The 12,604-nt window shown below is 72.4% G+C and carries 14 protein-coding genes; 7 read left to right on the top strand and 7 right to left on the bottom strand.

Translation table 11 applies throughout. The features are described from left to right. Positions 1-77: 77 nt before the first annotated feature. The 3 genes from BLW82_RS34660 (at position 78) to BLW82_RS34650 (ending at position 2,246) form a co-directional block, all read left to right on the top strand. Complete coding sequence (locus BLW82_RS34660; RefSeq protein ID WP_093505192.1) at positions 78-983, top strand: LysR family transcriptional regulator; 906 nt, start codon at positions 78-80, stop codon at positions 981-983. A 173-nt stretch (positions 984-1,156) separates the two neighbouring features. Next, positions 1,157-1,591: a carboxymuconolactone decarboxylase family protein gene (locus BLW82_RS34655; protein ID WP_093505190.1), complete on the top strand. Its 435-nt coding sequence runs from the start codon at positions 1,157-1,159 to the stop codon at positions 1,589-1,591. A gap of 211 nt (positions 1,592-1,802) precedes the next feature. Then, complete coding sequence (locus BLW82_RS34650; protein WP_093508435.1) at positions 1,803-2,246, top strand: DUF6314 family protein; 444 nt, start codon at positions 1,803-1,805, stop codon at positions 2,244-2,246. Positions 2,247-2,379: 133 nt separating this feature from the next. On the opposite strand, the gene BLW82_RS34645 is transcribed toward BLW82_RS34650, so the two are convergent. The 3 genes from BLW82_RS34645 to BLW82_RS34635 form a co-directional block, all read right to left on the bottom strand. Beyond that, positions 2,380-2,973 (bottom strand): histidine phosphatase family protein, encoded by a 594-nt coding sequence (locus BLW82_RS34645; protein WP_093505189.1) that lies wholly within the window; start codon positions 2,971-2,973, stop codon positions 2,380-2,382. A 116-nt stretch (positions 2,974-3,089) separates the two neighbouring features. Further along, positions 3,090-3,536, bottom strand: a complete 447-nt coding sequence (locus BLW82_RS34640) for a GNAT family N-acetyltransferase (RefSeq protein ID WP_093505187.1) — start codon at positions 3,534-3,536, stop codon at positions 3,090-3,092. A 43-nt stretch (positions 3,537-3,579) separates the two neighbouring features. Next, positions 3,580-5,025, bottom strand: coding sequence for an aminotransferase-like domain-containing protein (locus BLW82_RS34635; RefSeq protein WP_093505185.1), 1,446 nt, complete (start codon positions 5,023-5,025; stop codon positions 3,580-3,582). On the opposite strand from BLW82_RS34635, the gene BLW82_RS34630 reads away from it, so the two are divergent. Both BLW82_RS34630 and BLW82_RS34625 read left to right on the top strand, forming a co-directional pair. After that, entirely contained in the window at positions 5,024-5,986 is a 963-nt protein-coding gene (locus BLW82_RS34630; RefSeq protein ID WP_093505183.1) for a DMT family transporter, read from the top strand. The two genes, BLW82_RS34635 and BLW82_RS34630, sit on opposite strands and share 2 nt — an antisense overlap. 13 nt (positions 5,987-5,999) lie before the next feature. Beyond that, the gene (locus BLW82_RS34625; RefSeq protein ID WP_093505181.1) at positions 6,000-6,200 is read left to right on the top strand and encodes a DUF1918 domain-containing protein; all 201 of its coding nucleotides are present in this window, start codon (positions 6,000-6,002) and stop codon (positions 6,198-6,200) included. A gap of 100 nt (positions 6,201-6,300) precedes the next feature. Here the strand turns inward: BLW82_RS34625 and BLW82_RS34620 are convergent, their stop codons facing one another. Continuing rightward, positions 6,301-7,533, bottom strand: coding sequence for a glycoside hydrolase family 10-like protein (locus tag BLW82_RS34620; RefSeq protein WP_093505179.1), 1,233 nt, complete (start codon positions 7,531-7,533; stop codon positions 6,301-6,303). 170 nt (positions 7,534-7,703) lie between these two features. Here BLW82_RS34620 and BLW82_RS34615 point away from each other — a divergent pair, with 170 nt between their 5' ends. Both BLW82_RS34615 and BLW82_RS34610 read left to right on the top strand, forming a co-directional pair. Beyond that, positions 7,704-8,564 carry a 3-hydroxybutyryl-CoA dehydrogenase gene (locus tag BLW82_RS34615; protein ID WP_093505177.1) on the top strand — a complete coding sequence of 287 codons (861 nt, stop codon included), beginning with the start codon at positions 7,704-7,706 and terminating at the stop codon, positions 8,562-8,564. Between the two features lie 207 nt (positions 8,565-8,771). Next, complete coding sequence (locus BLW82_RS34610) at positions 8,772-9,029, top strand: hypothetical protein (RefSeq protein WP_093505175.1); 258 nt, start codon at positions 8,772-8,774, stop codon at positions 9,027-9,029. On the opposite strand, the gene BLW82_RS34605 is transcribed toward BLW82_RS34610, so the two are convergent. From BLW82_RS34605 to BLW82_RS34595, 3 genes are all read right to left on the bottom strand, one after another. After that, positions 9,026-9,562, bottom strand: a complete 537-nt coding sequence (locus BLW82_RS34605; protein WP_093505173.1) for an NUDIX hydrolase — start codon at positions 9,560-9,562, stop codon at positions 9,026-9,028. The two genes, BLW82_RS34610 and BLW82_RS34605, sit on opposite strands and share 4 nt — an antisense overlap. A gap of 56 nt (positions 9,563-9,618) precedes the next feature. Continuing rightward, the gene (locus tag BLW82_RS34600) at positions 9,619-10,968 is read right to left on the bottom strand and encodes an NsdA family TPR-like regulatory protein (RefSeq protein ID WP_093505171.1); all 1,350 of its coding nucleotides are present in this window, start codon (positions 10,966-10,968) and stop codon (positions 9,619-9,621) included. A gap of 376 nt (positions 10,969-11,344) precedes the next feature. Continuing rightward, complete coding sequence (locus BLW82_RS34595; protein ID WP_093508434.1) at positions 11,345-12,451, bottom strand: PP2C family protein-serine/threonine phosphatase; 1,107 nt, start codon at positions 12,449-12,451, stop codon at positions 11,345-11,347. Between the last annotated feature and the right edge of the window lie 153 nt (positions 12,452-12,604).

Raw genomic sequence — 12,604 nt, 5'->3', positions numbered from 1 at the left:
TTCACGATCCACGCCCCGCACGTTGAAGTAAATGACGACCTTCTCAATCAACCTTTTAGCGAAGCTACACTCACACCGTGGACGAACGTCAGCTGCGGGTCCTGCGGGAGCTGGGCGAACTGGGCAGCGTCACGGCGGTCGCCGAGGCGCTGCGGGTCACGCCCTCGGCCATCTCGCAGCAGTTGCGGCTGCTCCAGCGCTCGATCCCGGTCCCGCTCACCGAGCGGGCAGGCCGCCGGCTGGTCCTCACACCGGCCGGGCAGGCCCTGGCGGACGCGGCGATCGGCGTGGAGACCGCGCTGGCCCGGGCCCGCCACACCGTCGACGCTTACGTCGCCGAACCCGACGGCACGGTGTCGCTGGCCGCCTTCCACAGCGGAGCCGCGGCCTTCTTCCCCCTCCTGCTGCGACGGCTGCGCGGGCCGGGATCCCCCCGGCTCGCCCTGCACGACGAGGACGTGGCCCAGGCCGACTTCCCGCCCCTGACCCGCGCCTACGACCTGGTCCTCGCCCACCGTCTGGACCACGCCCCGCCCTGGCCCCGGACCGCCGCGGCCACCCCGCTGCTGCGGGAACCGCTCGACATCGCCCTGCCGGCGGGCCATCCGCTGGCCGCACGGGACGCCCTGACCGCGCACGACGTCGCCGACCAGCCATGGATCACCGTGCACGACGGCTTCCCGCTGCTGGCCACGGTCGAGGCCATCGCGGCGGCGGCCGGGCGCCGGGTCGACATCGTGCACCGGGTCAACGAGACCGCCGTGGTCGCCGAGGTGGTCGCCGCGGGCGGCGGCATCGCCCTGATGCCCCGCTGGACCTCCCGCCCGCACCCGGACGTCACCCTCCGCCCCCTCGCGGGCATCGAGGCCCACCGCCACATCGACGTCCTCCACCGCCCCGAGCGCACGGCCCGCAGGGCGGTGCGCACCGTGCTCGGCGAGCTCGTCGCCGCCGCGGAGGTCGTCCGCGGCGCGTCGAGGTGACCGTGCCCGCCGGCTTGACCTGAAGTGCGCTCCAGCTCCTAGCGTTCGTGTGCTGACCGTTTACGAAGAGACCTTTTCCGAAGAGACCGTGTCCGCAGAGGACGTTCCGCAAGGGACGTGTCCGCAGAGGACGTTCCGCAAGGGACGTGTCCGCAGAGAACGGAAGAACCGACATGAGCGAGAGCACCACCCGCGAGGAGCGTTTCACCCGCGGCCTCGAGGTCCTGGGCCAGATCGACGGCGGCGCCGGGCAGCGCGTCCTGGACACCCTGGCGGACATCAGCCCCGAGCTCAGCCATCAGGTGGTCGCCTGGGGATTCGGGGAGATCTACTCCCGCCCGCAGCTGGTGCCCAGGGACCGGCAGTTGGTGACGCTGGGCATGCTGACCGCGCTGGGCGGCTGCGAGCCCCAGCTGGAGGTGCACATCAACAACGCCCTCAACGTGGGGCTCACGCCCGAGGAGATCGTCGAGGCGCTGCTGCACTCCGCCGGGTACTGCGGTTTCCCGAGGGCGCTCAACGCCACCTTGGTCGCCAAGAAGGTGTTCGCCGAGCGCGGGCTGCTGCCGGTCGGCCGGCAGCCCGCGCCGGACGCCACTTCTGACTGATCCGCAGGAAGGTGACCCAGTTCGCCGGGAAGGTGTACGTGAGACCGGCGGCGAGCAGGAAGGCGCCTGCCCCCAGGCCGCGTCTCAGCCCGGTGCGCATGGTGCGTGACATGGATATTCCGCGGCTGGCGAGGGCGTCATGAGCGGGCCAATGGGGCGGGGTACCGCGAACCCGGGCGGCGTAAGGTGTTGGGCCGGCGAAGGGATGACCGTGGGCGAGTTCTGGCCGGTGGCGGACGTACTGGCCCATCTGGCCGGGCAGTGGCGGGTGGAGCGGACCGTGCGCGATCTGGCGAGCGGGGCCGAGGGCCGCTTCGAGGGAGCCACGCTCTTCAGCCCCTTGGACGGCGGCGGCCTGCTGCACGAGGAGTCGGGCACGTTCACCTGGCAGGGCGTGGCCCGCCCCGCCGAACGCACCCTGCGCTTCCTGCCCGGCCCGCACCCCGGCACAGCGGACGTACGCTTCGCCGACGGCCGCCCTTTCCACGACCTGGACCTGACATCGGGCCACCACATCGCCGACCACCCCTGCGCGGCCGACCTCTACCGCGGCGAGTTCACCGTCCAGGACGCCGACCACTGGCGCACGGTGTGGCGCGTGGCCGGCCCGGCAAAGGACCTGCTTTTGACGACCGGCTACGTGCGCAAGGGCTGAGAGACGGCTCGGCAGCACCCCGTAAGGGGCGCTGGGGGTGCCCCCGGCCGAAGGCTGGGGGAGGAACTGCGCGACCAGCCACGACGAAGCCGCAGCCGGCCGGCGACCCAGGCCGGCCCCTCCAGCGGAGCGTCTACGCGCGGGAGGCCTGAGCCGACGACGGGTCGAACCGCAGGTTCCAGCGGCCGCCCCGGCCCGTCACCGTGGTCGTCGAGAGCGGGCGGACATCGATGTTCCAGTAGGTCGCGGGCGGCGCCTTGAGGGTGTAGACGAGGGCGGCCCGGATCACCGAGGGCTCGGCGACGGCGACGATGCGGTCACCGTCGCCCACCGGGCGGGTGTCGAGCCAGCCGCCGACCCGGGTGATGAACGCCAGCAGCGACTCGCCGCCGTGCGGGGCGCCGAGCGGGTCGGACAGCCAGGCGTCCACCTGGTCCGGCTCCCTGGCCATCGCCTCGCCCAGCGTCAGCCCGCGCCAGCGGCCCATGTCGCAGTCGCGCAGCGCGAGCTGGACCAGCGGGGCGTAGCCCAGGGCGTCGCCGGTCGCGCGGCTGCGCGGCGTGGGCGAGCAGTAGCGCAGCTCGGCCGCCGCGAGCGGCAGGAGCTCAGCGGCGACGCGCTGCACCTCTTCCCAGCCCGCCTGGTCCAGCGGGCGGTCGTCCTGGAAGCGCTCCGCGAGCAGCGGTGAGCTGCGCGCGGCCGCGACGAACGTGACCCGAAGTGGCATGCGGCGATGGTGTGACGCACATGTGCGCAGGTCAAGGGCGATCGGGCGGTGAGTTGGCGGACGTGGAGGAAACGTTACCCAAGGGTCAGGAGGAGTCCGACAAGTCAGCCGGAATGTCACTCGGGCGACGTGTAGTAGAACGCCATCCACTGGTCCGGGTGTTCGAGCGGGGCGAATCCGAGCTTCTCGTAGACCCCGTGGGCGTCATGGGTCGCCAGCAGCACGCGCCGCACGCCGGAGGGCCGCAGGTGCTCACGGACCGCGCTGACCATCGCAGTGCCGACGCCCTTGCCGCGCACCGAGGGGTCGACGTAGACGTCGCAGAGCCACGCGAACAGCGCCTGGTCGGTCACCACGCGCGCGTACGCCACCTGCTCCCCGGTGACGGTGTCGTAGACCCCGAAGTTGAGCGAGCCCGCCATCGCACGCTCGTGCCGGTCCAGCGGGCGGCCGGTCGCCCAGTAGGCGTCGGTGGACAGCCAGCGGTGGACGCGCTCGACGTCCACACGGTCGGTGTCGGCGGAGAACTCGTAGCCCTCAGGGAGGCCGGGTGCGTCGCTCATGCGGGGATCCTCGCCGGTCGGGCGGAGCGCCGTCGACCGGATTTCAGGGTCTGGGACGCAGCACCTCGTCACACGCCGCCCGCAGCCGTCGTACCCCCTCCAGGATCTCCCCCGTCCCCGCGACCGCGGCGAAGCTCAGGCGGACGTGGGCGGCCGGGGCCTCGGCGCTGAAGTACGGGCGGCCCGGGGTGATGGCGACGCCGGCGCGGAGGGCGGCGGCGGTCAGGGTGGTGTCGTCGGTGCCCTCGGGCAGGCGCGGCCAGAGGTGGTAGCCGCCGGAGGGGATGTACGGGAGGGCGAGTTCGGGGACGTGGTGGGCGAGGGCGCCGGCGAGGGCGTCGCGCCGGGTCTTCAGCTCGGCGGCGAGGTTGCGCAGGTGGCGGGGCCAGGCCGGGGAGCCGACGAGTTCGAGGGCCGCCTCCTGGAGGGGGCGGGGGACGAAGAAGGTGTCGACGATCTGGATGGCCCGCAGCCGTTCCAGCACCGGCCCACGGGCGGCCAGGGCGGCCACCCGGAAGCTCGGCGAGGTGGCCTTGGTGAGCGAGCCGACGTGGACGACGACTCCGTCGGGGTCGTCGGCGGCCAGCGGGCGGGGCAGCGGGCCCGCGTCGGCGTGCACCAGGCGTCGTACGTAGTCGTCCTCGATCACGAACGCGCCTGCCGCGCGGGCGATGCGCAGCACCTCGGCACGGCGGTCCGGGGCGAGGACGGCGCCGGTCGGGTTCTGGAAGAGGGGCTGGCAGACGAACACCCGGGCGCCGGTGGCCCTGAAGGCGTCGGCGAGGAGGGCGGGCTTCACGCCCTCGGGGTCGACCGGGACCGGGACCGGGCGGAGGCCGGCCGCGCGGGCGATGGCGAGCATGCCGGGGTAGGTGGGCGACTCGACCAGGACCGGGGCACCGGGCGGGGCGAGTGCGCGCAGGGCGGTGGCCAGGGCGGACTGGCCGCCGGACGCGATCAGCACCTCGGCGGCGGTGACCGCGCCGCCGATGTCGCGCGCGAACCACTCGCGCAGCTCGGGGAGGCCCTCGAGCGGGGGCCGGCCCCAGGCGCCGGGGCGGCGGCCGGCCCGCGCCAGGGCCGCCGCCATCGCCCGCTCGGGCTCCAGGGAGGCGTGCAGGTAGCCGCCGCTGAGCTCCAGCACGCCGGGCGGCGGGGCGGCCAGGCACACGGTGACCCCGGACGCGTCGACGGTACGCGGGACCACGTCGAGGGCGCCGTCGGCGCTGAGCGACACCTCCTGCCAGGAGGTGTCCCCCACCGGCCCGGCCGTGGCGCGCGGCGGGGCCTTGAAGGCGCCGGCGCCGGGCCGGGTGACGACCAGCCCCTCCGCGACCAGCTGGGCCAGCGCCCGGGAGACGGTCACCGGGGACACCCGGAACCGCTCGACGAGGGCCCGACTCGAGGGGAGCTTTCCACCTGTTGAGTAGCGGTCGAGGTCCCGTCGCAGCTGTTCCGCCAGTTCCACGACACTGCTACGCTCATGCATGAGAGCAGAGAGTAGCGCTACCAACCCGACTTCGATAGCGGTCGGCACGCCACCGGCCGACGCCCCGCCTCCTTCCCCGGCCCCTTCCCCCGCCGCCGGCTCCGCCCACCGGCTCGGCACTCTCCAGGCCGCGCTCGGCGTCGTCGCCTTCTCCCTCACCTTCCCGGCCACGGCCTGGGGCCTGGAGGGCTTCGGGCCGTGGGCGCTGGTGGCGGTGCGGAGCGTGCTCGCGGCGGCCATGGCGGGCTGCTGCCTGCTGTTCCTGCGGGTCCGGCTGCCCGAGCGGCGGCACTGGGCGGGGCTGGCGGTCGTGGCGGCCGGGGTCGTGCTCGGTTTCCCGCTGCTGACCACGCTCGCCCTGGAGACCTCGACCACCTCGCACGCGGCCGTCGTGGTGGGCCTGCTCCCGCTGACCACCGCCCTCTTCTCGGCCCTGCGCACGGGCATCCGCCCGTCCCGTACCTTCTGGGCGGCGGCCCTGGCGGGGGCGGTGGCCGTGCTGGCGTTCACGGTCGCGCAGAGCGGCGGTGCGCTCACCGCGGCCGACGGCTGTCTGTTCGCGGCCCTCGTGGTGTGCGCGGCCGGGTACACCGAGGGCGGCCGGCTGGCCCGGATCATGCCGGGCTGGCAGGTCATCGGCTGGGCGCTGGTGGGCTGCCTGCCGCTGACCGTGCCGGCCGCCGTGGTCGCGCTGTCGTACGAGCCGGTGGTCTGGAACGCGCACGGAGTGGCCGGGGTGCTGTGGGTGGCGGCGGGTTCGCAGTTCCTCGGTCTGGTGGTCTGGTACCGGGGGATGGCGGCCGTCGGCATTCCGAAGGCCAGCCAGTTGCAGTTGGCCCAGCCGCTGCTCACACTGGTGTGGTCGGTGCTGCTGCTGGGCGAGCACCTCACCGCGGCCGCTCCACTCACGGCCGCCGCCGTGCTCGTGTGCATCGCCGTCACCCAACGATCGCGATCGTGAGGAGGCCCTGGAGATGCGTGCATCCGCGGGCGACCAGCTTGTCCAGCACGGCAGGGTGGTCGGACAGCACGACCAGGTCTCGGAAGTCGTCCAGGTACTCGGTCCCGAGGGCAACCCGCCCTACCGGGTCCGTTTCGAGGACGGCCACGAGGCCATCATGTCCCCCGGTCCCGACTGCCAGGTCAGGCACCGGGAGATCCACGAACAGCACTAGGCGCTCCGCCGGTCAGGCCGTTCATCCACCGCGGGCCGGTGGGGCTGGGCGCGCGGTTCCCCGCGCCCCTCGCGGGGCACGGGGGACCGTCACGGACGTGTCAGCTCGGTGGGGTCGCCGGCTGCTGGTAGTGGTCGGCGACCACCCGGGCGAGCGCGCCGATCCTGTCGGCGGCCACCTCCTTGGCCGCGAAGTACACGTGGCCGCCGACCTGCGGGTACCTGCCGGCCAGGGTGAGGTGCCGGGACAGCTCGGCCGGGTCCTGCCAGGCCGCTGCGGCACCGTCGGCGCCCGCCTGGTAGAGCGCCTCGCCGATGTGGAGCCGGGTCCCGGACCCCTTGGCCACGCCCGCCCACCAGTCGACGACCTTGGCGTAGTCGGCGGCGGAGTTGCCGATCTGCCAGTACACCTGCGGAACGATGTAGTCGATCCAGTTCTTCTGCACCCATTTCCGGGTGTCCGCGTACAGGTCGTCGTACGTCTCGACGCCCGCCTTGGTGTCGGAGCCGCGGGAGTCCGTGGCGGCGTTGCGCCACACGGCGAACGGGCTGATCCCGAACCGGGTGCCGGGCCGCAGCTTCTTCACCCCGGCGGCGGTCTCGGTGACGAGCTTGTCGATGTTGTCCCGCCGCCAGGCCGCCCGGGACGAGAAGTCGCCGCCGTGGGTGTCGTACGCGTCGTCGTCGTCGAAGGTCTGGCCCGCTACCGGGTACGGGTAGAAGTAGTCGTCGAAGTGGACCGCGTCCACCGGGTACTTGGCGACCGCGTCGAGGATCGCCTGCTCCACGAAGGCGCGGACGGCCGGGATGCCCGGGTTGTAGTAGAGCCTGCCGCCGTACCGCACGACCCAGTCCGGGTGCTTGCGGGCCGGGTGGGAGGCGACCAGCTTGCCGGGGTCGGTGTGGTTGGCGATCCGGTACGGGTTGAACCAGGCGTGCAGCTGCAGGCCCCGGGCGTGGGCCTCCTTGACCGCGGTGCCCAGCGGGTCCCAGCCGGGGTCCTTGCCCTGGGTGCCGGTCAGGTACTGCGACCAGGGCTCGTACGGCGAGGGCCAGAACGCGTCGGCGGTGGGCCGTACCTGGAACATCACGGCGTTGAGCCGGTGGTCGACGGCCTTGTCGAGGAGGGTGGTCAGCTCCTTGCGCTGGGCGGACGCCGACAGTCCGGTGCGGGAGGGCCAGTCGCGGTTGGAGACGGTCGCGAGCCACATGCCGCGCATCTCGGTGACGGCCCGGCGGGGCGGCCGTCCCGCCGGCGCGGCCACGCCGGGTGCGGCCGAGGCCAGCACGGCCAGGGCCGCCGACGCGAACGCCCTGCGAGACACTCGTGCCATCGTGGGACCCTCTCACTCTCCGGATCCGCGTGTTCACGGATCGCTTCGCGGCCCAGGATGCCCGCACCCGGACGATCGATCATCGATACTTACGGGTAACGTGCTCGAACGGAGCAGGCGCCGGATCCGGAGGTCCTGCCGGCCGCTCGTAGATCAGCGAAGGGGACGATGTGACCGACATCGAGAAGGTCGGAGTCGTGGGCTGCGGCCAGATGGGAGCGGGCATCGCCGAGGTCGCCGCCCGCGCCGGTCTGGACGTGAAGGTCGCCGAGACCACCGGCGAGGCCCTGGAGATCGGCCGCACCCGGCTGCACAGCTCCCTGGCCAAGGCCGCTGAACGCGGCAAGATCAGCGAGGAGGAGCGGGACGCCACGCTCGCCCGGCTGAGCTTCACCACGGACCTCGGCGAGTTCGCCGACCGTGACCTGGTGATCGAGGCCGTGGTCGAGAACGAGCAGGTGAAGACGGAGATCTTCCAGGTGCTCGACCAGGTGGTGACCCGTCCGGACGCGATCCTGGCGTCCAACACCTCCTCGATCCCGCTGGTCAAGCTGGCGGTCGCGACCTCCCGTCCCGACCACGTGATCGGCATCCACTTCTTCAACCCGGCCCCGGTGCAGCAGCTGGTCGAGCTGATCCCTGCGCTCACCACGTCCGAGGGCACCCTCAGCCGCGCCCAGATGTTCGCCGAGAAGGTGCTCGGCAAGCACGCGATCCGGGCCCAGGACCGCTCCGGCTTCGTGGTCAACGCGCTGCTGGTGCCGTACCTGCTCTCGTCCATCCGGATGTTCGAGTCCGGCATCGCGAGCCGCGAGGACATCGACAACGGCATGGAGATGGGCTGCGCCCACCCGATGGGCCCGCTGAAGCTGTCCGACCTGATCGGCCTGGACACCATCGTCTCCATCGCGAACAGCATGTACGCCGAGTACAAGGAGCCGCTGTACGCCGCTCCCCCGCTGCTCCAGCGCATGGTCGAGGCCGGCCGGCTGGGCCGGAAGACCGGCTCGGGCTTCTACACGTACGGCTGATCACCCCCGGTTGGTCACAGGCAGCGATGTTCCACGGGCCCGGCACCGTCCTCGGTGCCGGGCCCGTGTGTTTCACACACCGTGTGCGCCCCGGGCCCGCATATGCCCGTCGCACACTCTCCCCACGCGCTCACCAGGCGAGTTCACTCTTCATGCGCATGCAAGGGACACGGAACGACCCATTCGACTACGCAAAGGAGCGGACCCGTGGCCACCGAACCAGAGCATCCCGTGGTCCAAGGAGAACTCGCAGAGTTACGCCGTCGCCTCGATGTGGCCTACGCACAGGTCGAGGGAGGGCTGAACCTTCTGAGCCACCGCACGAGGGAGACGGCCAAGGAACTGGACGACCTGAACACCCGCCTCGCCTCGCTGGAACACGCCCGCTGGCCCCTGCCCTCGATCGCCGCGCTCACCGCACTGGGCGCCCTCGTCGTCACCGTCTGGCAGACGCTGGCCCACTAGTCTTCGCTGAGCCTCATGTGGTGCAGCAGGAGTAACGCGGCCGCCATGTTGGCGGCCGGGACCTCCCCGCGGGCGATCATGTCCGGGACGAGCTTGAGGGGGACCCACTCCCGGCGGTCCGACTCGAAGTCGTCCACGGGGTGTCCCACGTACTCGCCCTCCTCGGACCAGTAGATGTGGTGCCGGGCGTCGGTGAGGCCGTTGGACGGCTCCACGGTCATCAGATGGCGCAGGGTTCCCGGCCGCCAGCCGGTCTCCTCCTCCAGTTCCCTGGCGGCCGCCACGGCGATGTCCTCGCCGTCCTCGACGACTCCCGCCGCGAGTTCCCAGCCCCAGCTGTCGGTGATGAAACGGTGCCGCCACAGGAGGAGGACCTCGTCCGCCCGGTTGACCACCGTCGCCACGGCCACGGGCCGCAGCCGTATCAGGAAGTGGTCGAGGTGCCGGCCGTCCGGCAGCTCGACATCAGCGAGATTCACGCTGAACCAGCGGTTTTCATACACAGTTTGTTCGTTCTGTTTCGTCCACTGCACGGTTCTGCCACCTTCCGCCGAGTAAGTGGCAATATCGCAGCAGCGGCTTCGAAGGCCTACCGCACCTGGAGCGGTACGCGCAGTGCACCGTCGATCAGCTCGGCGGCCTCGGCGGTTCCGGCACCGCCGCTGCGCACCAGGTGCTCGCGTACCGCGCGGAGTCTGTCGCGCAGGCGCTGCGACTCCATCCCGCGGGCCTGCTCGGCCATCTGCACGGCCGTGGCCACCGCGTTCTCGGCGTCTCCCTGGCGCAGTTCGATGGTGCTCAGCATGGCGAGCCGGTGCACCCGCCCCCGGTCGTGGGCGGGGTTGTCGACGGCGGCCGCCGCATGCTCCCGGGCGGCGGCGAGCTCGCCGAGGCTGAGCAGCGCCTCGGCCACCTGTACGTTGACCAGGCCGGGCTGGACATAGCCGGTCTCGTCGGGTTCGTGGCCGCGCCGGATGCGTTCGGCGGCCGACTCGGCCCGCCGGATGCAGGACAGCGCGCTCGTGCCGTCGCCGAGGTGGGCGTACGCCTTCGCCTGCATCGCGTAGAGGTCGGAGGCGAGGGCGGGAGTGATGTGCTTGCCCGCGGTGCGCAGCGCGGCCTCCGCGAAGGCGACGGCCTGCCGGAACTCCCGCATGAACAGCGCCTGGTTGACCAGGAGCGCGATGACGTACGCGCCGAGTCCCCGGTCGCCGCTGGCCTTGGAGAGGCGCAGCGCCTGGTGGAAGTAGCGCTGGGCGAGGCCGTGGGCGTCGGAGTCGTAGGCGCAGATGCCGGCGATCGCCACCAGTCCCCCGGTGGCACGGTGCAGTTGACGGCCCGTGGCATCCGTGTAGCTGCCGCGCAGCAGCGGCGCCGCCTCGGCGTTGAGGAAGCCGACGATCCGGGTGCGGGTGGCCATGCCGCCGGCCTTGCGGTACATCTGCTCGTAGTGTGCCCGGGCGGCGCGCAGCATCTCCAGGTCGGCCGGGGTGACCCGGTGCCGCCCGCCCCGCGAGACGTCGACGTCCTCCGGGGGGTTCTCCCACTCCCACACCGGCATCACGGCGGGCGTGCCGGTGACGGCGGGGGCGCCGAGTATGTGCGGGCGCTGCTGTTCGTCGGAGCGCCACAGGGCGGTGGCCCGTTCGACGAAACCGGAGAGCGAGGTGGCGTGCGGAACGCTGGGCTCGCCGGGGACGCCGAGGCCGATGTCGTCGAGGGTGACCGGCCGGTGCAGCCGGGCCGCGAGCACCTCGCAGATCAGGTCGGGCACCTGGCCGCGCGGCCGCTGGCCCTTCAGCCACCGGGCGACGGCGGTGTGTTCGTAGCGCAGCGAGAGTCCACGGGCCCGGCCCGCCTGGTTGACGTGGGCGGCGAGACCGGCGTGCGAGATCCCCGCCTCGTCCAGGATCGCGTCGAGCAGAGAATTGGGCTGCATGGATGCCCCCCGAGTGGCCTGGTGCCGTCAGCGTAGTGCGGGTGCGTTCACACGGGGTGTGAACCAAGTGCGCGAATCCGTAGCGTGCGCGCACTGTCGCGGAACGTGTCGGGCCGGTTGACTGAACTGCCTCGCAAGAGGCCGGCCGGGCCGCCGGCTCCCCCTCGTACAGTGCGGTGGCCTGGCCGCCGGCTCGGCCGGGGTTCAGGGGCTAGTGCCGCAACAGGCAACGTTCGCCCCGTCACGACGCCCGGCACGCACTCTCGCCGCACCAGCCGAAAGCCCAAGTACATCCAGTACGAGGACTTCCGGCCGGCACGCCGAGAGCACGCACCGGACGCCGCTCCTTGACGGGCAAACGTTGCCTGCCGCGGCACTAGCCGTGCGTCGTCGGCTGCGGGTGCGTGGGGTTCGCTCGCGCGGTTCCGCGCGCCCCCGGGAAGGGGTGTGGGTGCCGGCGTTCGTGGTGAAGCACCAGGAGCGCGATGTCGTCGGTGGGGCGGCCGCTGGTGTGGTGGAGCAAGGCGGTGAAGACCGCTCGGAGGATGGTCTGAGGGGAGAGCGGGCGGTCCCGTACCGCTTCCCTGAGCGCTTCCGGCAGGGAGAAGAAGTGGCCCTTGGGGCTTCTCGCGTCCTCCGCGCCGTCCGTGAAGAGGACGAGCGACTCGCCGTCGAGCAACTGGCCGCAGTCGGTTGCGGTCAGGTCCGTCGGCAGCGGGAAGGGCCCGAGGGGCGGCAGCGGATCGGCCGCCGACAGGGGCTCCACGCGCGCACCGCTCAGCAGGTACGGCCAGGGATGACCGCAGTTGATCGCCCGAAGCCCGCCGTCTCCCGTGATCTCCAGCAGCAGGAGGGTGACGAACTCCTCGGCGACCGGGCTGTCCGGATCCTGGCCGCTGGACGGGTGTTCGGCCCTGGCTCGTTCTCGTAGGTGCCGGGCGAGGGCGCGGTCCAGGCGGCCGAGTACCCGGCCCAGTTCGGGTTCGTCGTGGGCGGCCTCGCGGAAGCTGCCGAGGACGGCGGCGACCGTACCGATCGCCGACAGTCCGTGCCCGCGTACGTCGCCCATCACGACCCGCACGCCGTGCTCGGTGGCGACGGCCTCGTAGAGATCGCCGCCGATGCTCGCGCCCCGGTCGGCGGAGAGCTGGGCGGCCGCCACGTTCAGCCCGGCGAGCCGGGGCGGCAACGGGCGCAGCAGCACGCTCTGCGCGGCGCCGGCGACCATGCGGGCCTGCCGCAGCTCCCTGAGCAGGGTCCGGCGGACATGGACTATCAGACCGGTGCCGACGGCGAAGAACACGGCGCTGGTGACGATCCGCGCGCCGAGCGCGTGCTGCTCGGCCAGCGGGCACCCGAATTTGTAGCCGACGGCGACGGCGCCCCACACCGTGGGCAGCCCCAGCGCGAGGGCACGGCGCCTGGGCCGTGAGGTCGTCCGGGGCCGCCTGCTGCGGGGAACCCCAGCCTTGTTGCGGATCATGCCGATGGCCCCCATATAGGCCCTGACAGAACAGACGGACCGACCCCGAAAGGCCGGTCCGATTCTGTCGACGGCATGCCCCGACTGGGCCATGTCCCGGATGGATCTCACCCAAATGAGTGACCACCCACAGGACACCCGCATTTATGCAGG

This window comes from Streptomyces sp. Ag109_O5-10 (assembly GCF_900105755.1).
Taxonomy (GTDB): Bacteria; Actinomycetota; Actinomycetes; order Streptomycetales; family Streptomycetaceae; genus Streptomyces.
This window is presented reverse-complemented; position numbering and strand designations above follow the sequence as displayed.